The organism is Cupriavidus consociatus (genome assembly GCF_017814975.1).
Lineage (GTDB): Bacteria > Pseudomonadota > Gammaproteobacteria > Burkholderiales > Burkholderiaceae > Cupriavidus > Cupriavidus consociatus.
The window spans coordinates 99,924-120,572 of the sequence record NZ_JAGIQA010000020.1; the positions used below are offsets into that span (position 1 = coordinate 99,924).

Annotated in this window: 17 protein-coding genes; 3 read left to right on the top strand and 14 right to left on the bottom strand. The window is 58.3% G+C overall.

The window, feature by feature from the left end; genetic code table 11:
* The first annotated feature begins 325 nt into the window (after positions 1 to 325).
* Both J8I82_RS25000 and J8I82_RS25005 read left to right on the top strand, forming a co-directional pair.
* Positions 326 to 1,702, top strand: coding sequence for an MFS transporter (locus tag J8I82_RS25000; protein WP_209761529.1), 1,377 nt, complete (start codon positions 326 to 328; stop codon positions 1,700 to 1,702).
* A 231-nt stretch (positions 1,703 to 1,933) separates the two neighbouring features.
* Complete coding sequence (locus J8I82_RS25005; RefSeq protein WP_209761530.1) at positions 1,934 to 3,034, top strand: NAD(P)-dependent alcohol dehydrogenase; 1,101 nt, start codon at positions 1,934 to 1,936, stop codon at positions 3,032 to 3,034.
* Between the two features lie 162 nt (positions 3,035 to 3,196).
* Here J8I82_RS25005 and J8I82_RS25010 read toward each other — a convergent pair whose 3' ends face one another.
* The 14 genes from J8I82_RS25010 to J8I82_RS25075 form a co-directional block, all read right to left on the bottom strand.
* Positions 3,197 to 3,856: a GntR family transcriptional regulator gene (locus J8I82_RS25010; protein ID WP_209761531.1), complete on the bottom strand. Its 660-nt coding sequence runs from the start codon at positions 3,854 to 3,856 to the stop codon at positions 3,197 to 3,199.
* A 256-nt stretch (positions 3,857 to 4,112) separates the two neighbouring features.
* Complete coding sequence (locus J8I82_RS25015) at positions 4,113 to 5,543, bottom strand: aldehyde dehydrogenase family protein (RefSeq protein WP_209761532.1); 1,431 nt, start codon at positions 5,541 to 5,543, stop codon at positions 4,113 to 4,115.
* A 154-nt stretch (positions 5,544 to 5,697) separates the two neighbouring features.
* Positions 5,698 to 6,570 (bottom strand): transporter, encoded by an 873-nt coding sequence (locus J8I82_RS25020; protein WP_209761533.1) that lies wholly within the window; start codon positions 6,568 to 6,570, stop codon positions 5,698 to 5,700.
* A gap of 504 nt (positions 6,571 to 7,074) precedes the next feature.
* On the bottom strand, positions 7,075 to 8,610 hold the full coding sequence (locus J8I82_RS25025; protein WP_245180078.1) for an aldehyde dehydrogenase: 1,536 nt from the start codon (positions 8,608 to 8,610) through the stop codon (positions 7,075 to 7,077).
* A 19-nt stretch (positions 8,611 to 8,629) separates the two neighbouring features.
* Positions 8,630 to 9,865, bottom strand: a complete 1,236-nt coding sequence (locus J8I82_RS25030; protein ID WP_209761534.1) for an NAD(P)/FAD-dependent oxidoreductase — start codon at positions 9,863 to 9,865, stop codon at positions 8,630 to 8,632.
* Entirely contained in the window at positions 9,855 to 11,066 is a 1,212-nt protein-coding gene (locus J8I82_RS25035) for a PrpF domain-containing protein (RefSeq protein WP_209761535.1), read from the bottom strand. The genes J8I82_RS25030 and J8I82_RS25035 overlap by 11 nt, the downstream gene beginning before the upstream one ends.
* Positions 11,067 to 11,153: 87 nt before the next feature.
* Positions 11,154 to 11,480, bottom strand: a complete 327-nt coding sequence (locus tag J8I82_RS25040; protein WP_209761536.1) for a 2Fe-2S iron-sulfur cluster-binding protein — start codon at positions 11,478 to 11,480, stop codon at positions 11,154 to 11,156.
* A 60-nt stretch (positions 11,481 to 11,540) separates the two neighbouring features.
* Positions 11,541 to 13,892, bottom strand: a complete 2,352-nt coding sequence (locus J8I82_RS25045; RefSeq protein WP_209761537.1) for a CaiB/BaiF CoA-transferase family protein — start codon at positions 13,890 to 13,892, stop codon at positions 11,541 to 11,543.
* A complete protein-coding gene (locus J8I82_RS25050) occupies positions 13,892 to 14,686 on the bottom strand; it encodes an enoyl-CoA hydratase/isomerase family protein (RefSeq protein ID WP_209761538.1) in 795 nt (264 codons plus the stop codon). The genes J8I82_RS25045 and J8I82_RS25050 overlap by 1 nt, the downstream gene beginning before the upstream one ends.
* On the bottom strand, positions 14,683 to 15,096 hold the full coding sequence (locus tag J8I82_RS25055) for a Zn-ribbon domain-containing OB-fold protein (protein ID WP_209761539.1): 414 nt from the start codon (positions 15,094 to 15,096) through the stop codon (positions 14,683 to 14,685). The genes J8I82_RS25050 and J8I82_RS25055 overlap by 4 nt, the downstream gene beginning before the upstream one ends.
* A gap of 6 nt (positions 15,097 to 15,102) precedes the next feature.
* Positions 15,103 to 16,236 (bottom strand): thiolase family protein, encoded by a 1,134-nt coding sequence (locus J8I82_RS25060; protein WP_209761540.1) that lies wholly within the window; start codon positions 16,234 to 16,236, stop codon positions 15,103 to 15,105.
* A 27-nt stretch (positions 16,237 to 16,263) separates the two neighbouring features.
* A complete protein-coding gene (locus tag J8I82_RS25065) occupies positions 16,264 to 17,127 on the bottom strand; it encodes an SDR family NAD(P)-dependent oxidoreductase (protein ID WP_209761541.1) in 864 nt (287 codons plus the stop codon).
* A 17-nt stretch (positions 17,128 to 17,144) separates the two neighbouring features.
* On the bottom strand, positions 17,145 to 18,371 hold the full coding sequence (locus tag J8I82_RS25070) for a cytochrome P450 (RefSeq protein WP_209761542.1): 1,227 nt from the start codon (positions 18,369 to 18,371) through the stop codon (positions 17,145 to 17,147).
* An 88-nt stretch (positions 18,372 to 18,459) separates the two neighbouring features.
* Positions 18,460 to 19,119: a GntR family transcriptional regulator gene (locus J8I82_RS25075; RefSeq protein ID WP_209761543.1), complete on the bottom strand. Its 660-nt coding sequence runs from the start codon at positions 19,117 to 19,119 to the stop codon at positions 18,460 to 18,462.
* A 367-nt stretch (positions 19,120 to 19,486) separates the two neighbouring features.
* Here J8I82_RS25075 and J8I82_RS25080 point away from each other — a divergent pair, with 367 nt between their 5' ends.
* Complete coding sequence (locus tag J8I82_RS25080) at positions 19,487 to 20,317, top strand: SDR family oxidoreductase (RefSeq protein WP_209761544.1); 831 nt, start codon at positions 19,487 to 19,489, stop codon at positions 20,315 to 20,317.
* The last annotated feature ends 332 nt before the right edge of the window (positions 20,318 to 20,649 follow it).

Below are 20,649 nucleotides of genomic sequence, written 5' to 3' on the forward strand. Positions count from 1 at the left end.
CAATCGAAATACCCTTGTAACAATCGTCGATATATCACGCTTCGTGAGAAAAACTTTCGCCGGCGTTGATCAGAGTTGCGAGAAAATTCCCTTGTCCTGCTCCGGGGCAGTTCCGTCATGTCCTCCCTAGGACGGGGCAATTGGAAGCGAATTAATAACCACGCTGGCCAGCGAGCTGGGAGCGTGGTTTTTTTTGCCGATGATCTGGAAGCTCAAGTGGGTTATTTAGATCTGCAGCTCGTCCAACATTCTCCATCCAGATATTGGCGCACGGTCGCCATGCCGGCACGCCTTGTACGTCCGGCGTCCCAAACGAGGAGACACAATGCACAACATTCACCTAAAGAAGTTGACCGACGAAGCCCCTTTAAGCATATTCCACTGGACAGTGCTGACACTCTGCTTCGTGATACTGGTTTTCGACGGATACGACCTGGCGGTTGCGGGAACTGCGCTGCCAGCTATCATGAAGGAGATGGGAGTCGAAGCCACGACTGCCGGTTTCATGGCCAGTTCCGCGCTGTTCGGAATGATGTTCGGCGGGATCATCCTAGGCACGCTTGCCGACAAGATTGGCCGCAGGTTGGTTCTCGCGATCTGTGTTTCGTTCTTCAGTATTTTCACTGCTGCGGCCGGATTGACCAACGACCCCTACCTATTCAGCGTGATGCGTTTTCTGGCTGGAGTTGGCATTGGCGGCGCTATCCCGAATGTGACTGCGCATATGAGCGAATATGCGCCGACGAAGGTGCGAGGCCTGATGGTGACCGTGATGTGCTGTGGGTACGCGATCGGTAGCATTATTGCGGCGCTTCTAGCGAAGCAGTTCATCGAAACGCACGGATGGCAATCGGTGTTCTTCGCCGCCGGCTTGCCAGTTCTGCTGATTCCTTTAATTATGAAATACCTGCCTGAGTCCTTGCAGTTTCTGATCAGGCAGCGCGATGACGCGCGTCTACGCCAGATCGTCCGTAAGATGCGGCCCGACATCCGGCTAGAGTCGCTCGACGAGTTCGGGTTGCCAAGCCAGGACAAGACCGAAGCGTCCAGCGTTCGGGGGCTGTTTCAAGAGGATCGCGCTTTCAGCACGGTAATGATCTGGGCTGCCTGCATTACGTGCTTATTTATGATTTACGCGCTCAGTTCGTGGTTGGTCAAGTTGATGACCATGGCCGGCTACAATCTGGGCTCCTCGCTGAATTTCTTTCTCGCCTACAACGCCGGCGCCCTCGTCGGGACGGTCGGTGGCGGATGGCTTGCCGATAGGCTGAACATCAAGTGGGTGACCTGCGCTTTCTTCGCAGTCGCCGCGATCTCGCTCACACTACTGGGCTATGGTATGCAGCCTCTGCTTCTAGTCGCGGCTGTTGTCGGGGCTGCGACGTTGGGTACGCAGGGACTCCTTTACGCTTTTGGTGGACAGTTCTACCCGACGTCGATCCGTTCTACTGGTCTTGGCTTTGCTTCCGGGATCGGTCGGATCGGGGCAATCGCAGCACCCATTTTGATCGGCTTTCTAGTGTCCATGAAGCTGCCGCTAGTGCAGAATTTCTTGTCTATTGCGTTCGTCGCCGTAATCGGCGCCATAGCAGTGGCGTGCATTTCCTACAGGACTTCTGTGGGGACGCATGACTACGGTGCGATCAAGGACGTCGATTTCAGTGAGAGAGAGGCAGTGAACAGCGCGCGGATCCGTTCTTGATACCAAGAGCGACTGCGATCGCGAAGTAGCCCGTCGCCGCCGTTCCGATGCGGCGGGCCGCCGGACACCTTGATATCAAATGTGCCGGCATCCCGTATGGGGATGTCCTTTGCCAACGTCAAGGAACGCGCATCAGGCCTCCACACGAGAGCGCAGAACATTTAACCAACAGTCCGTCATCCTTGCTGGCTTTCCGTGACGGCCTAATCAAGAGTTCACAAGAGGATTCGCATGCAAATTTTGGCCGCAATTGCCACTTCGCCTGAAACGCCGTTCACCATTGAGGAATGTGAACTTTCCGAGCCCGGTCCAGGAGAAGTTCTGGTGGCGGTGCACGCTTGCGGTATCTGCCATACTGACATCGCGGCCAAGCTTCGGCATATACCTGTCCCACTCCCGAAGGTCCTTGGCCATGAGGGCGCCGGCGTGGTGGAGCGTGTTGGCCCTGGTGTAACGACTCTGGCTCCAGGCGACCACGTCGTCATGACTTTTGGATCCTGCGGAGTATGCGAGCATTGCCACGACGGTCACCCGAGCTACTGCGAGGAATTCACTTCGATCAATTTTGCGGGCAAACGCAATGCCGGCGAGGCGATCCAACGCGGGGGCGCGGCCATAGGAGGGGGCTTCTTCGCCCAATCGGCATTTGCGACCTATGCCCTCGCCAGGGAACGTAACGCCATCCGGATCGACAGAGATCTGCCGCTGCATCTGATGGCCCCTCTGGGCTGCGGCATTCTCACGGGCATTGGCACCGTCCTGCGCGTCCTAAAGCCATGCGCGGGCACGTCGTTGGTCGTCTTTGGCGCCGGCGCCGTGGGGCTGGGTGCCGTGATGGCAGCCAAGCTCGCTGGCTGCACCACCATCATCGCCGTGGATATTAAAGAGGGTCGGCTGCAGAAAGCTCTGGAACTGGGCGCTACCCATATGATCCAAGGCGATCAGCTCGACGCTGTGGCGCAGATTATATCGATCACAGGGACAGGCGCACATTTCTCAGTTGACACCACGGGCGTCCCTGACGTTGTTGCGCAATCGATCGCTTGCTTGCGCAAGCGTGGCACCACGGCGCACGTCGCCTTGTCCTCCAGCAAGGATGGTTACAAGCTCGCCCCCAACATCTTCGTCGGCCGAGGACTCCAGGTCCGTGGGGTGGTCGAAGGCGATGCCGTGCCGTCGTCTCTCATTCCTCAGATGGTGGCGTTTTACCGCGCTGGCGTGTTGCCTCTGGAAAAAATTGTCCAGACTTTCCGGTTCGACCAGATCAATGAGGCGATGCATGCTATCGCAAGCGGCGAGGTCGTTAAACCAGTGCTTGTGATGAAGAGCTAGACAACGGCAGCCACCATACGGGAGATTCGCTCGAAGGCAATGCGACTAAAGGCTTGCATGGCGCGCGGGGTTTCCTGAAGGCCGGGATGTACCTAACGACTTTCTCGGCCGAAGATTGCATGACGTACGCCGGGCATTGAGATCGAGGCGTTTAACTGCTGCCTAACTTGTTTCGCGTAACGATCTTAGCGCCTGCAGCGCGGCTTCCTGGGCAGCATTCACGTGGCGCCGCGCGGCCTCTGCCGCCTCCTCCGGGGATCGGCGCTCGATAGCAGATACGATCTCGTCGAATTCCTGCTTTGAAACCGCGCTGCGACCTGGAGTAGAAAACGAGAGCCGGCGTAGAACGTGGATTCGGGTGTACAAGCCACTCAGAATCTCCGTCAGGACGGGATTCAGCGTTCCAGCCAGTAGCAACTCATCAAATCGTTGCAGGCCGTCCCAAACGTCAGTCTTCTGCCGGCGTACTTCGATAAGCGCATCAATCTCTTTCTGTGACGCCCTCTGGGTGAAGAGCCTCACGACCAGAGGTTCAAGTTCGGCTCGGACCTCGTAAATATTTTTTACTTCTTCCTCCGTCGGTATCGCCACACGGAGTCCGCGACTGGGCGAAGCTTCGACCAGCCGTTCAGCCTGGAGGTGACGCAAGGCCTCGCGCACCGAGGTGCGACTTACGCCGGTCAATTCCGTCAACTCTCGTTCAGTGAGCCGGCGACCGGGCTCTAGCACTCCATCCAGGATGGCTTGACGCAGGATCCCCACCACTTTGTCGCGCAATAGCACACTAGGTGCAACGCGCATACTAAGAGCTGCATCAGTCACTTACAACCTCCTTTTTTCGCCGCGAGCAGGCGAGCTTAAGACGGTATGCAGAATGCAGTCTTACAAATTCGATGTCAATAGCCCCGCAGACCAAACGCTAAAGGAGCATTTGTTGCAGTGCCTTTGAACTTCTGTATCCGTAAAATCAATAGTGAGCACTTACAAATATGCGGACTCAAGACATCAGAACCATGATTCCACCGATGCAACCAAAACGCCGAAGAAATCATGGTGCACTGACCGTTCAACCTACTTATCAAGCAGCCTCATAGCCGAACATCGACTTCGTCTCGAGGAACTCCTCGAATCCGAATCGGCCCCATTCGCGCCCGTTGCCCGATTGCTTGTACCCGCCGAACGGCGCGTCGAAGCTTCCCGGCGCCCCGTTGATGTGAACCATCCCTGCCCTGATTTGACGAGCGATGCTACGGGCCTTCTCGACATCCGCTGCTGTCACATACGATGACAGTCCGTATACGGTGTCATTGGCGATGGCGACTGCCTGGTCCTCCGTGGCGTATGGAACGATCGAGAGAACCGGACCGAAGATTTCCTCCCTTCCGATCGTCATGTCATTGGTAACGCCGGCAAATACTGTCGGCCGAACATAATAGCCCTTGTCCAGACCGCTCGGCCTCCCAGCGCCGCCTGCCACGAGACGCGCCCCCTCCTCGATACCCTTTTCGATCATTGCCTGAACTCTCTCGAACTGGGCAGCGTTCGCAACGGGTCCGATTACCGTCGTCTCTGCTCGCGGATCACCCACAATCGTCTCTTCCGCGACCGAGCGCGCAAGCTCCGCCGCCTCATCAAGCCTATGGGCCGGAACGAGAAGCCTGGTCGGCGCGTTGCACGATTGCCCTGAATTGTTAAAGCATACGCGCGCACCGTGTATGACCGCACTCTTGAATGAGTCGTCATCAATCAGAATATTTGGCGATTTCCCGCCCAGTTCTTGGCTAACGCGCTTGACCGTGTCTGCAGCTGTCTTCGCCACAAGAACACCTGCACGGGTCGACCCCGTGAACGAAACCATGTCGATGCCCGGATGTGCCGAAATGGCATGACCAACAGACGGGCCATCGCCATTAATCAGGTTGAAGACCCCCGCGGGCACGCCAGCCTCATCCAGGATTTCCGCGAAAAGAAGCGCTGAAATCGGCGACATTTCGCTAGGCTTGAGAACCATAGTGCAGCCCGCGGCCAGGGCGAGTGCGACCTTGCACGCGACTTGATTCATTGGCCAATTCCAGGGTGTAATGAAGCCGCAAACACCGATGGGCTCCCTTACAACAAGTGTTTGGCCGATGCGCTCCTCAAACTCGTAATCTTGCAGTGTCTTGATCGCCTGTGCGAAGTGCCGGGATCCGATCGGCGACTGGAAGTGGCGTGCCAGGGTGAGTGGAGCACCCATCTCATTCGAAACGGCGTCTGCGATCTCGTCCTTCCGCCGCTCATAGACAGCCGCTACGGCTCCAAGCAGTTCGAGACGTTCGGTACGAGTCGTGGCTGCATAGGATGGGAATGCACGACGCGCCGCGGCCACCGCGAGATCCACATCGGCGGCCGAGCCGAGTGCAATCTGGGCGAACGCCGCCTCCGTTGCCGGATTGACCACATCAAATAGACGCGGCTGTTCCGGCACGACCCATTTGCCATCAATATAGAACTTCAGATTGTTTGTCATGATGTTACTCCTAAACTAAAAGCTCACTCCCATCAATATTCAGGTTGCAAACGACAGGGCATGAGCGGGCCACCACCGTCCTTGTGTCCGACGGTGGCGTGTAACAAGGTTCTATCGGCGGCATCGCTATCGAAACGGAAAATGGCAACCGAGACTAGAACAGAAAGCCAGCGCGCAGAGTCATGCCTACGTTCTGCCGATACCCGCCGCGCACCGCAAAGTCATGCGTCAATTCCACTGTCATTAGCGATTTCGGATTGAGGAATTGGCTTAGTGCAACGCGGAGTTGTTGTTTCTGAGTCCGCCCGCCTGTCTCCACTCCATCAATGCTGACCGCCCCGCCAGAGTAGGCGGAGTAGCCTATTGCCGCTGAAGTTCCTGTAGCAAAATCCCGGTTAAGATAGAACTGCGCCTGGTAAGAATCCCGTTGCTTCAGCCTTTGACTGCCATTAAAGCCTGCCTTGTTGTTGTCACCATAGGTATGCCAGTCAATATATGCTTCGGCGCGCCAAACCGACGCGAAACGCTGGCCACCCGCAAGCATTAGAACGCCGTTCCAACGATTCTCACCAAGATTTAAGGCGTTTCCGGGGCGGTAGGTACCAGTTGGAGCAGTAAGCACAGCCGCGATGCCCACGTATGAGCCACGCTCGGCGTCGCTCAGGGGCCATATTTGGGTGACGAGACTGAGATCACCATACCCCGACGTCGTCCCTAGCGGTGCCCCGCCAATTTCACCATTCCTGAGCGATCCGTATGGCAACACAATATTCTGTTGCACTGGTATTCCGGCAATCGTAAAGCTATGTATCGCCCGAACCACACCGACGTGCGTATCAAGCCCCGTGTTCTCCTTGAACGTCCTGCCGTTCAAATTGAATTCATCATTGTGTCCGTACAGATAATACAAGCCCAATGCGGTTACGCCGCTCGGCAACGGGACTATGTCACCGGGCAATACGTCATAGGCTCGACTTGCGCCGCAATGCGAAAGCATCGTTAGACAAACTGATGCGGTGGCAAGCATCTTATGCTTACGTTGTCTCAACCTTAGTTCCTTCTCTTTTAATAGTGTTGGCACTTGACGCAAAAGATGCCGCGCGAACCAACAGCGCGTTGTCGCTTCACCTTTGCGTGATATCTGATAAAACTGGATATTTATGTTTTGATATGAATCGGAAATTCATCTTTCCGGAAAGCTTCCCCAAATGACGCTTATTGCACAGTTGCGAGGACAGGTGCAAAGGTTCTGGGCTATAACGACCGAGTGAGCTGGAGAAAGCTCGTCACAAAGTATTGCAAAGCTGATCTGCTCTGCATTTACTGTCCCGGGCATATCCGCCGAAATGGTTCCCAGAAACGCTATCGGATGCAAAAAATTAGACCTTGACGATAGTCGTATCCCAAGACTGTCCCGGAGAACGCTTCGACAGTTCTCCGGGCAATGTCTCATCTGACTTGCCGCCGTTTGACGCTACCGTGCCGACGTCCGCTACCCCAGGGGTCGACTGCAACGCGGCGGCCGATCTTATTAGCGTCGACCAAACTGCTGTCGATTGCTTTCGTTGATCCAGACGGATTTGGTTTCCATGTAATCATCCAACGCTTCGGCCCCCAGTTCCCGGCCAATGCCACTCTGCTTGAAGCCTCCGAACGGGACGGCGTAGTGGACGACCCGGTAGGAGTTGACCCAGACTGTGCCAGCCCGCACGCGTTTGACCATCCGATGTGCCAGGCCCACGTCGCGCGTCCACACAGCCGCAGCCAGACCGAAATCTGCGTCGTTGGCGATCTGTACCGCGTGGTCTTCATTGCTGAACCTGATGAGGCTGGCCACCGGGCCAAAGATTTCCTCCTGGGCCAGCCGCGAGGAGTTGGACACCTCGGTGAAAATGGTGGGCTGGACGAACAGACCACCTGCCGTCAGCGGTGTCGAGGTGTCGCGCACCCCGCCTGCGAATAGGTGAGCCCCCTCCTCTTTGCCGATTTCGATGTAACTCAAGACCTTGTCGAACTGACTACGACAAGCAACCGGGCCTACATCGACACAGGGGTCCAGCGGGTCACCGAGGGCGAGCTTTGCTGCCGCCGCCGCGAGTCGCCTGGCAAACTCATCGTAGATGCTGTCCTCAACCAGGACGCGGGAGCCTGCCATGCAGGACTGTCCCGTCGCTGCAAAGATGCCACCCATTACGCCATGCACAGCGTCATCGAGATCCGCATCGGCGAACACGATATTGGGCGACTTGCCACCCAGTTCCAGCGTCGCGCGACCAACCCTCGGCGCGGCTGCGGCAAGCATTGCCTTCCCTCCGTTGGTGGACCCGGTGAAAGCGATCTTGTCCACGCCGACGTGGTTTGCCAGAGCCGCTCCGGTTGGCTGACCGAAGCCCGTGACAACGTTCACCACTCCCTTGGGGAATCCAGCTTGCTGGCAAAGTTCGGCCAGACGCAGCGTCGACGTGGGAGTCACCTCGGAGGGCTTGATTACGATCGTGCAGCCGGCCGCAAGGGCAGGGAACAGCTTCCATGACAGCAATGTCAGCGGTGAGTTCCACGGCGTGATCGCTGCGATCACGCCGACGGCCTCACGGACGGTATATGAGGTGAAACCAGGGTGGGAGTGGATGGTGGAGCCGTGAATGTTCTCCGCCAACCCCGCCACGTATCGAGCATGGCCCGCAAGTGCCCGAGCCCCTGCCAGCATCTCGGAGAGAAGCTTTCCATTCTCGTGAATCTGGATGAGCGCCAGCTCTTCCGCATTTTGCTCGATCAGATCCCCTAGCTTGCGCAGCATTGCCGCACGTACCGTGGGGGAAGTTTGCGGCCAGCCATCCTGGTCGAATGCCCGCCGGGCGGCCTGAACAGCGCGGTCCACATCCTCCGAGGTAGCAGCCGGCACCTTCCCCCATGCGCGATCATCGTAAGGGTCGTGACAGGAGAACGTCTCGTTACTGCTGGCCGCCACCCACTCCCCGTCGATCAGCATCTTGTACTCGCGGTCAGTTTCCGGGGCGAATCGATGCATCTCTTGATTGACGTGCGTATCCTGGCTCTGTTGTTTCATAAAATAAGTTCCTTTCTGCTCAGAGTGACTGCTTGAGCGGGATTGACAGGTCTTCCAACGTTGCGCGGGACACCTTGGCCCGTTGCGCAACCAACTTCTTAGCGAACATGAAATCCCGTGGGCTTGACACTACGTCGGCGGCCCGGATCTCGCCGTTCTTCAGATAGAAGGCAACAAAGGAGCGGCCCTTTTCGGTTTCACCCCGAATCACGACTTCGTCGTAGCCTGCGCATAGTCCGACGGTCTGAAGCTTGGTGTCGTATTGATCCGACCAGAACCAGGGGATGGCGTTATAAGGCTGAAGCGTTCCAGTCAGCGCACCCGCTGCCACACGCGCCTGCTCGGATGCATTCGGTGCGGATTCAAGGCGCCGGCGGCCACCGTTCTCGCTGCAAGGATGGCTGGTGCAGTCGCCGATTGCGAGGATGTCCGGATCTGCGGTACGGCAATACTCATCGACGACGATGCCATTGTCGACAACAAGCCCCGCTGCCTGCGCCAGCTCGACGTTTGGCACCTGTCCGATGCCAATCAGCACCACGTCGGCGCTGATCGACTCCCCGCTTCCCAGCTCCGCACTCGCCACAGCACCATCAGCGGTGAATCCGAATCCGGCCACGGTAGTGTCCACGCGTACATCCACGCCCTCTTCCGCGTGGATGCGCTGGTAGAAGGACGATACTTCGGGAGCCGTTACGCGGGCCAGCACTCGAGGCTGTGCCTCCAGCACCGTGACGGACAAGCCGAGCTGACGCGCGACCGACGCCACTTCCAGGCCGACATATCCGCCGCCAATAATCACCAGCCTTGCGCCAGGCAGGAACCGATGGCGCATGGCATTGATATCATCGATGGTCCTGAGGTAGTGGACGTTTGGCGCCACATCCAGCCCCGGATATTGCAGTTTGCGCACGCGGCCACCGGTAGCAAGTACCAGACGCCCGTAGCTCAGACTGCTTCCATCCTCCAGCAAGACTCGATGAGCGTCCCTGTCGATGGCGACGGCACGAGAGGATACGCGCATCGCAATCCCCTGCTCCTCATATGTGGCAACTGGCCGAATATAGAGACCTTCCAGGTCGACCTTCCCAGAAAGGTAGGCCTTGGACAGCGGCGGCCGATAGTAAGGGGGAAAAGCCTCGTCACCGATCATCGTGACAGGGCCACGATAGGCCGCCATGCGCAGTGCGGCGACCAGTTCCGCCCCTGCCTGGCCGGCGCCCACCACGACAACTCCATGCGTATCAGTACCCACGGTGCTCACCTGATGTTGTCACCAACGAAGGATCGAAGTCGCGCCACAGCCTTGTCGGCTCGGCAAATACCGTACCTTCGAAGAGCCGCCGGGCAGTTCTCACCAACGACGCATGCTCCACCTCGACGCCCGCGCCTGAATCATTCAGTTCGACATCGACAGCGAGCGTCCCGCTCGGGTGTCCAATCCGGTAGGCGCCCTCGGCGTGGGCCTCTGCGCGCGCAACGTCGTGGACCACCGTTCCCTCGATTGCCGCCGCGACGGCGGCAGGAATGGCGCCAGTACCGGGGAATGCTTTGTGCATCCCTCCGTCGAAGACGCAACGGGCAGCGACGTCGCAGTTGTGAGCCAAGCGCTTCTCTTGAGTGCCATAGAGCTGCCAGTCCTGGGGCGGGCCGACGATAATGCTGAATGGCGTCATAGGGCTTTCCGCTCTCGCCGTCTCTATCGATGACGCAAAGCCAAGATCCACCGCAACCTTGCGTCGCAAGAATTCGATCTGGCGACCTACCTCAGTCATCTTCTCGTATGCGAGCGGATCTTCTGTGCCGGTGAGACCAAAGGCGCTGGCTTTGACGAAGACCTGCATGCCCGCGATGTCGACCACCGAATACTCGACGGGTCCAACACCGGGCACCTCGGCAACGTCGCGACGGTTCCCAGTCGGAAGCAGCTTGCCTGATTTGGCGCCAGCCGCATACTTGAAGTCCAGCAGGATGGGCGAGCCGGTCCCGGGAACACCGTCGATGCTGGTGTCACCTGTCGTCTTAGGCTTGCCGTTGGATACTTCGACACGGGCTACAACGACCTTCCCCGTATTGGTGTTGTGGATGCGCACCGTCGTGATCGGCTCGACCGCCTGCACCAGACCCTCATCAATCGCGTAGGGACCAATTGCGGAAAGAATGTTCCCACACATGATCGACCAGTCGACCATGGAGTTGTGAATCCCAACCTGTGCGAAGGTGTAGTCCACATCAGCATCCGGGCGGGATGCCGGGCCCACGAATCCAAATTTGCTGGTCAGGGGATCAGCGCCACCAATCCCGTCGATCTGACGGGGGTCAGGACTTCCATAGACTACAAGCAGCCACTGGCCCAGCTCCTCGCGAACCTGAGTAGGGAGATCGCTCGTCCGCACCAGCAGAGCCTTACTTGTTCCGCCTCGGTAGATAACACCGCGTGTACCAAATTGAGCCATTGATTCTCACCATTTACAAATTTACTACCAACTCGGCACCAAATTTAAATATTCGAGTGAACCGAACAAGCTCTCAGGAATATCTATTTAGAACTTCTGAGTCTTTGGGATATGCAAAATGAGGCCCTCCATTGAGGAATCCACTTGAATCTGGCAACACAGGCGACTTGCGTCTGTGGGCTCTTCAGACGTGAGCTCCAGCATGTCGGTTTCATCTCCCGACCTTTCAGGAATTTTTCCGACCCACTGCTCATCCACGTACACGTGGCAGGTCGCACAACTGAGTTCGCCACCGCATTCGGCAAAAACTCCAGGAACGAGGTTGCTGATGGCCGCCTGCATCACCGTCTGTCCGTTGGTGGCATTGACCTCTTTTTTGGTGCCGTCAGGCTGTATGAAAGTAATGTGAGTCATGTCGATCTCCTGATTTTTGGCATTGGCGAACTGAGTTCATGAGCGGTGTTGCCAGTGCATTTAGATGGACAAAAGCGCCGATTCGGCATCTTCGCGCTGTGATTGCCCCGTCAATACGAGTCGATCAAGGAATTCCTCGATCGCATCATCGTCCCAGTTCTGAATATCCTCGCCCAACGCGGGAGCCGGAGGCGGCGTTGCGGGCTCGAATCCGTGCATGATCATCGGAAAGCCTTTGATCCAATCAGGGCTTCGCAATGCGAGCCGGCGCTCACGGTAGCGGGGCTGCTCAGCCCGGTCCGCGGCCGTTGACACCGGCACTGCTGGCACACCCGCGCGCTGCAGCACCGCTACCGCCTCATCCCGGAAACGAAGTCTGGTCCAGTTGGCAATGTGTGCATCGACCGTGTCCTGGTTGTCCCGCCACCACGCCTCCGGAGCATCCAATGGAAGTCCGTGTATCAGGCCCGCAAGACCCCGTCGGTGGGCTTCTGTCGTACAAGCGATCGCCAGCCATGCGTCGGCTCCGGCAGCGGGATAGGTATCGTGCGGCATACTCCCAGGCCGGCGGTTCCCGTCGGGCCGAGCCATACGGCCGGTCCAGGTATACTCCGCCAACTGGTCGGCCAGCGTCCATGCCACCACTTCGCGTTGCGACACGTCCAGGTGGACACCGCGTTGCCCCGTCACCACGGAATGCGTGATCAAGGCCGCGCCTAGCAGGGACACGACTTGATCGGGATAGTTGACGTCTCCGGAGGACCAAAGAGGCGGCCCGCCTGGATAACCGGTCGCAGCGGCAAGTCCCGAGAGCAAGTCGAGGGTCGAACCGTAGGAGCTGTACGACGACTCCGGGCCATAGAGACCCTGACTCGAAAGCGACAGGTAGACCAGTTCCGGGTTCAACTGATGCACGGTTTCATAGTCGATTCCCATCCGTGCGGTCACGCCTACCCGGAAATTTTCCACGAGGACATCGGCACGGCGAATGAGGCGGTGCACGATCTGCCGACCGCGCTCGGTTTTCAGGTCCAGACACAGACCGCGCTTGCCAACGTTGTTCGACGAAAACACCGGCGATTCCACTCCATCGCGAGAGCCCTTTCCGCTCGGACTGACCCATCGCCGAAATGGGTCTGGACGCTCATGCGATTCGATCTTGATGACAGTCGCGCCGTAATCCGCCAGAAGACGCCCCGTCGCAGCGCCAGCGGTGATAGCGCCGAAATCCAGGACGAGCAGTCCATTCAGCGGAGCGATCAAAGGCTTCTCTGAATGGCCGGTCAACGATCGTGTGGGTTCATCGCCGCTCTTAGAAGCGGTCGCCCAGGAGGGAGGTAGCTCCCCATGTTCTCCCAAGCTCGGGGCCGGAGCATATGGGTCGCGCATACCGGGCAACGCTACCGGCAGACGTACCACTGGCGCATCCCTGCGGCGTCGCTCGGTTGGCAGCACGAACCCTCGGCGAATAAGTTGCTCTGAGCTCAGCAGGTCCGCGGCATCGGCAGCGTACCCAAAGGGCAAACCGAATCGCTGTGCCGAGGTATAGACCTCCGATGCCTCCCGATCGCCAATCACCTCCGCGACGATCGACCACCACTCCTCGGTCCGTTCTTCCCGCTGACGGGCGTCGGCAAAACATGGCTCCATCAGACGCGGATCGCCGATAACCTCAACGAACGAGGACCACTGATGGGCCAAGAAGATCACTCCGACCCAACCGTCCTTGGCCCGGATGACGCGCCATCCACCGCGCGAGGAGCCCGTGCGTACGGGCACCCTGTCACCATGGTGGTACGTGACATCGCTCTTCCAGTCGATGTAGGCAGCGACATCGCTCTGGGCAACTTCGACGAAATCTCCGCAGCCCGTAGCCTCGCGGCGGCGTAAGCCGAGCATGGCGCCATAGAAGCCGACGAACGCTGCAGCGTGAGCGGATTGGTCCCCGCCAAGGCTGAGCGGTCGCTGATCAGGTTCTCCGATCATGGTCGCCAATCCGCCATAGGCCTCGGCAAGCAGGCTATCGCCAGCGCCCGCTTCGTACTCGCTATCCAGACCGAACGCCGTGAGCGACACCATCACCAAATGCGGAAAGCGCTCCCTTAGTCTATCGGGAGAGAGGTCGGCAGAGGCAGCGTGCCCCTGATCCAGGATCAGGATGTCCGCAGTCGAAAGCCATGCTGCAAGCTGCTCGCAGTCTGTTTGTGGCTGCAGCACCACGCTGCTCTTGCCCGCGTTTAACGCCGTGAATGTGAACTCCCTGGCCCGAAGCGGATCCCCAGATGAAGGCTCGCATTTCACCACGTCGTGGCCAAGCGCGGCGAACCACCGTCCGCACGCAGCTCCAGCGACGGAGGATGCGATCTCAACGACCCGAAACCGAACAGGTGGCTTTTCTTGCAGAGTAGACATCACCCTTGTCCCGGATTGCGTTGACCATCCCGGAACTTGCCTAGTCCTTCAGCGAGAGCCGTGCTGCGGGCCTGGATCTGGGCATAAACGTCGGTACCGTAGGCGATCGCCGACGTCCATTCAGAAATCTCGCCCGGAATTTTCCAAAGAGCTTTCTTCGACAGCTCCAGCGCGGTGGCATCAAAGTGGGCAATGCGCTCGGCGAGCGCCGTGACCGCTTGATCGAGGTTCTCCAGCGGCACGGACTTATTAACCAACCCCCACTCGGCCGCAGTTGCGCCGTCAACTCGGTCGGCCGTCAGTACCATCCAGGCCGCCCGCTTCGGGCTGAGACGTAGTTGGGCTGCAGGTCCGGCAAGCGTGGGGTAAAGCCCGAAACCAATCTCGGGCATTCCAATGCTGGCCTCGTTCGCCGCGATCGCCAGATCCGAAACGTTGATCAAAGTCGACCCGCCGCCCAGCGCAAAGCCATTGACCGCCGCGATAACGATTGCGGGGTGGTTGCGAATTTCCTCCTGGACCGCGGCCCAGTCGCTGCGCTTATCCAGCTCCAGATCTCCCGTGCTGACCTGTCCTTCCTTCAGGTCGACGCCCGCGCAGAAGGCCGGGCCATTGCCGGTGATGATGACAACCTTGGACTTGTCACGGCACTCATCAAGCGCCTTCACGATACCGACTCGCGCCGCGCGGTTCATCGCATTGCGCTGATTCGGTCGATTAAAAGTAATGCGTGAAATGCCTGTATCAGCGTGCTCAACGAGAATCGCCGGCTCCACTTGCTGCTGCATAGTCATTGGTTCACCACCTTGAATTTCGGGATAGCGCGGTCCTCGCTCAGCTTCTCGAAAACCACCTCCAGTGGAAGACCACACTCGAGCTGCTCCGGCGGATTCACGATAGTCGACATCATGAACGGGCCCTCTTCGAGTTGGACAAATGCCACCAGGTAGGGGCCTTCGTCGGCAAAGGCCGCAAAGTAGCGCTGGTGCATCACAACCCAAGACCACAGGGTTGCCCGACCACTTGCTGCGCGCCATTCGAGCTTGTCGCTGAGCGTCACCCGGTCGACCGGGTACTCGGGAAATTGAGCAATCCCTGAGTCTCCATACTGAAGACGAAGTTGACCAGCTAGCGTGCCCTCCCAGAAGCCCCGATTGGCATCGGTGATCGCTGGAAGCATTTGGATAAGTTTTGCGTTGTCCATATCAACTCATTCCCCAACCAATACGTGTGACGTGACGATGGGCGAAGCGCAGATGTACTGCGCGATGTTGCAGTCGGCCACTTGTCGAGGGCCGGCTTCTCCCCGAATTTGCCGCACCGCCTCCACATGATGCCCCCAACCCTGCATGTAGCTTTCGGCTGTGTGGCCACCTGCGGTATTGATCGGTGTCTCGCCCGTGAGACCGATCCGATCGAGAGTCGCCCACTGCCACGCTTCGCCGCGCGGCACGTAGTTGAAACCTTCGAGGCTGAAGAGGACCGTCGGTGTGAAATTGTCGTAAATCTGAACGCAGTCCATGTCGCTCGGGCCGTAGCCAGATGCTTCATACACGCGCCGCGCGACATCCTGGCTGGCGGAGTAGAAGAAGTCGGGACTGGTGTAGTGATTGCGCAGGCTTCCCATAGCGGCCGTGGCGGCAACCCGCACTGGACGCTTGCGCAAGTCTTTCGCTCGCTCCAGAGTCGTCAAGATGACCGCGACGCCGCCATCGTTAATGATGCAGTAATCGTATAGACGCAGCGGGTCGGCGATAAAGCGGGAGTTGATATACTGCTCCTCCGTAATCTGCTCCCGCATGACAGCGACCGGGTTCAATACTGCGTTACGACGGTTGTTGATGGCAATTGGAGCCAGGGCGCCATCAGGCACGCCATACAGATGCTGGTACCGGCGATACATCATTCCCACGTAGGCACCGGGCGAGGTCATCCCATACATCGCGTCATACTTGCTGGTGGGGTTGACCGTGTAACCGCCATAGGTCATCTGGACCGAGCGCCCGTTGTTGCCGTAGACACAAGCAACCACATCCGCCTGACCAGTCTCGATCAGAGAAACCGCGTTCTGAAATGACACGCCGCTCATGCGGCCGGACCCTTCCAAGCCGTTCACCACCCGGAGATTGGGCATACCCAGCATGTCGGCGCCATGCTCGTATCCAATACGTGAAGTGAGCAGGCCATCAAGTTCGTCCTTGCGCAACCCAGCGTCTTCCAACGCTAGCTTCAGCGCCTCGGCACCGAGTGCGTACTGATCCCGCTGAGCGTCCTTTTGCGCATACAGAGCGCCGAAGTCGGTCTGTCCTACACCGACTACCGCTACTTGCCTTCGTTCTGCCATTTTTAGTTCCTTAGTTCTCGTCGCATATCAGAAATGCGCCACTGGGCATTTCGATCGATCCCCGGTTCCGTCGTGTGCATGACTTTCAGGATCATCGAGGATGGGTAATACCTGTACGCCTGCCATGAGGCTGCGCGCATGTTCCATCGCAAATGCACGGCTGGCAGGGTTGGTTGGGATAATCAGGGCTCCCTCGAGAAGACCATCGAACGCCTTTCTGGCTACTTCACCTGGCTCTTGAGCGAATGGCTCGACTGCCGCAGCAATCTGTGGGTTCGAGGCGATGAGACCCCGGACCCTTTCGGTGAGAACCCAGCCAGGCGCGAACAACGAGACGCCGATTCCAGCACCTTCCAAATCCCGCCGTGCGGTCTCGGTCAGACCAAGCGCGGCAAACTTGCTCGCGGTGTAGATGCTCATCGGCGCCACATGCGGAGGCACCCCAAGCGAATGTTCCGACCCGGTGTTCAGGATATAGGCGGGGCCGCCGTCTTCCGCAGCCTTCTTTAGCAACGGCGCAAAGACATGAATGCCGTTGAAAAGACCCAGCACATTGACGTCCAAGACTTTCTTCGCTGCCGCAGGATCCACCTCCTGAAGGCCGCCAAGAGCTGCGATACCCGCGTTGTTGCACAGGACGTTGACCATGCCAAACCGCTCGATGGTCGCGGCCGCCAAGCGCTGCACGTCGGCGTAGTCCGACGTGTCCGTCCGCACCCACTCGGCCGTAGCGCCTTTGCCGCGGAGCAACTCCAGGGTCTGGCTTGCGTCATCGAGATCGGCGATCATCAGACGCCCGCCGCGCTCTGCAGCCTCGCAAGCGAGTGCCTGCCCGATTCCGGTTGCGCCACCAGTCACGACGACGACCGCATCTTTCAGGTTTCGTGACATTCTCTGCCTCCCGATTCTTATCGCACTACCGCCAGGGGAAGTTCGAAAAGCTGATTGATAAAGGTGCTCCAGCCGCGCTTGGGATTTCCATTCGACTTGAACGAAATCTTTCTCTTATGTAGTTCCTCGAAGAGGATGCGCATTTCCAGGCGAGCAAGTGCATTGCCGATGCAGTGATGCGCGCCACTGCCAAACGTGATGTGTTCGTTCCTGACGCGTGCCGGATTGAATTGATGCGGCTCGGAGAAAATCGCCGGATCGCGGTTGGCCGCGGTGAAGTAGAGCTGCATCATGTCGCCCTTGCGAATTTGTTGCCCCCGGAACTCGAGGTCCCGCGTCGCCGTGCGCGCCATGTTCATCGCCGGAGTGATGTAACGCAGGAACTCTTCGATAAGCGCGTTCACGCCACCCGCGGCCACAGTCTGGTTTACGATTTCGGCGATCTCCGGGCTTTCCACGATCATGCGCATGGATTGCGCGATTGCCGTATGCGTGGTCTCGAAGCCAGCGACGCAAAGGAGGGACAGGTAAATGCAACACTCATCCTCCGAAATCTCACCTCGTTCAACGCACTGGGCAAGAATGGTTCCCATGTCCTCCTTGGGATCGCGCAGCTTCCTGGGACGGAGTTCCTCCATGTAGACATGAACCGGTGCACTGGCCTCCAGCACCGACTTGAAATTGTCGGGCACCGTCGACGCGTGGAAGATTCGGTTGGTCCATTCCACGATTTTCTGGCGCTCTTCGAACGGCACCCCGATGACTCTCGCCACGACGCGCGACGGGATAATCGCAGCGACATCGGCCACCCAGTCGAATTCGCCCTTGGCAACGATATCCTCGATCACCTCAACGACGATCTCGCGAACCCACTCGTCGAATTGCGCCACCACTCGCGGAGCGAATGAGCGGGCTGCCGCCTTGCGCAGTCGAGTTTGCGTCGGCGGATCGTTGAGCATGATGTTCGATCTAAGCTCTGGAACTTCCGAGATGTTTTCAACGGCGCCCGGAAAGAAGAATCCTTTCGTGGAAGTGAATGCCTCCGGGTCCCGCTCTATCTCAATGATGTCCGCATGACGGGTGACGGCCCAAAAACCACCAGTCAGCGTACCCTGCGCAGCAGGCTGCCAATAGAGGCCCGGCATTGCCCTGACTCTGTCAAACGCTTCGTGCGGCACACCCGGCACAAACGTTTCCGGGTTCGACAAATCGGGAATTGGCAAGTCAATCGTGGTCGTATCCATACACTCTCCTTGGGTGCTTTGCTCGTAGCTATAAAGAGCCTCAGTAGCGATAAGAGGTCCCTATTTGATGCGACTGCGCTTCTCGAAATCAGACCGAGTCGTGCAGCATTTTTAGCGCGATGAACGCGGCCGCCTGGGCAGCCTTTACATGACGCCGTGCGGCTTTCGCGGCATCCTCCGGGCAGCGTCGTTCAATAGCTGCCACGACCTCGTCGAACTCCTGCTTAGAGACCGCGCAGCGACCCGGTATTGAGATCGAGATCTGCCGTAAAGCGTGAATTCGGGTGTACAAGCCGTTAAGAATTTCTCTCAGGACCGGATTCGAGGATCCAGTCAGCAATAGCTCATCGAATCGCTGGAGGCCATCCCAAGAGTCAGTTGGCTGCCTTCTAATATCCAGCAGTGCGTCGATCTCCTTCTGTGACGCCCGCTGAGCGAATAGCGCCACTACGAGAGGCTCGAGTTCCGCTCGAACCTCGTAGATATGCCGCACCTCATCCTCTGTTGGCACCACCACGCGCAGTCCACGGCTCGATGAAGCCTCGACTAGCCGTTCCGCCTGTAGATGACGCAAGGCTTCCCGTACCGAGGTGCGGCTGACGCCGGTCAACTCTGTCAACTCGCGTTCAGTAAGCCGGCGACCCGGCTGCAGCACCCCATTCCGGATGGCCTGCCGGAGGACCTCAACCACCTTCTCGCGCACGAGCACCGTTGGCTTGATTCGCATTTCATGTGCGTCAAAGACCACTTATCTCTCCATGCACAAAAGTTTGTATGACGGTGTGCAGAATACTGTCTGATGAGCTGGCCGCGTATAAGGGTTTTCACTAAGAGCGGCAGGCACGCAAGCCGCTAGATGGCGCTTCATCCCCCTCCCCACCCCGCGGGGCCGCCTCAAACGCCGGGCTTGCACACTCCTTTCTCCTTCTCTTGTCTCCTTGGCCGCTGTAACGACAAAGTGAGGCGGCCCAGCGTGCCCTGCGCTGGGCTACGACTGAGAGTCCCGGCAAGTGTCTAAGTGAAAACCCTTATACGCCATGCGTTCGTATGACAGTATTCTGTACTCCGTCATACACTGTCATTCAGCATATTTCGACGTTTCCGGAGAGCATTTCATGGCCCCAAAGGTCTGGTTCATTACAGGCGCCTCGCGCGGCTTCGGCCGCGTGTGGGCTGAAGCCGCGCTTAGTCGTGGCGACAAGGTCGTAGCAACAGCACGCAGCGCTGATAGCCTTACGGGTCTTGCCAAGGCCTATGGCAGCGCAGTGCTGCCACTGAAACTCGATGTCACTGATAGAGCTGGAGTGTTTGCGGCCGTCGAGCGCGCTCACACTCACTTTGGGCGGTTGGACGTTGTTGTCAACAATGCCGGCTACGGCCTGTTTGGTGCCATCGAAGAGACTAGTGAAGCTGAAGCACGCGCTCAAATTGAAACGAATGTCTTCGGTGCGCTTTGGGTAATCCAAGCCGCGCTGCCGCGGCTGCGCCAACAAGGGGGCGGTCACATCCTGTCGGTGTCAAGTATTGGCGGCATCGTCGCCTTCCCCACCCTCGGGCTTTACCATGCGTCCAAGTGGGCGCTGGAAGCCCTGAACGAAAGCCTGTCACAGGAAGTCGCTGGGCAAGGCATCAAGGTTACGCTGATCGAACCTGGCTCCTACGCAACCGACTGGGCAGGCGCTTCCTCGATTCATACGACGCATCTGCCGGAATATGGCGGCATCCGCTCGCAACTTGCGGCTGCGTTTGCCGGAGCGTCGCTTGGGGACCCGAAGGCTACGGGGGATGCCATTCTCAAGTTGGTTGATGCGGATAAGCCGCCACTGCGGCTCTTCCTTGGCAGCATGCCATTGCCTATCGTTCGTCAACGCTATGCCGAGCGCCTGGCCACGTGGTCCGAATGGGAGACCGTCTCCAGCGCAGCGCAGGGCAGTGTGAAAGCCTGAACAAGAGACTCTCGCAAGCGGGCAGCTGCGACATTGTCTGTCGTAGCTGCCCAAAATAGCTTGCGTTTTATCCCGCCGGCTCCTCGCAATGCATGCTGTATTTGCGCAACCCCAGTCCAGGCGAAGGGAAGCAATAAGTACAACGCATACAACTTCCCATCTGCAAAGCAGGGGGGTGTGTACCGCAGGTAGCGCGCGATGGACTGCTTCATAGTCATTGGCAGGTTGTCAGAGGATAGATTTCGCATCTCATCGTATTTCTTGCAAGCAACGAATTCGCGTATATCGGTAGATCCAAGTTAGTGATTGACGGAGGATTGAACTCGCATATT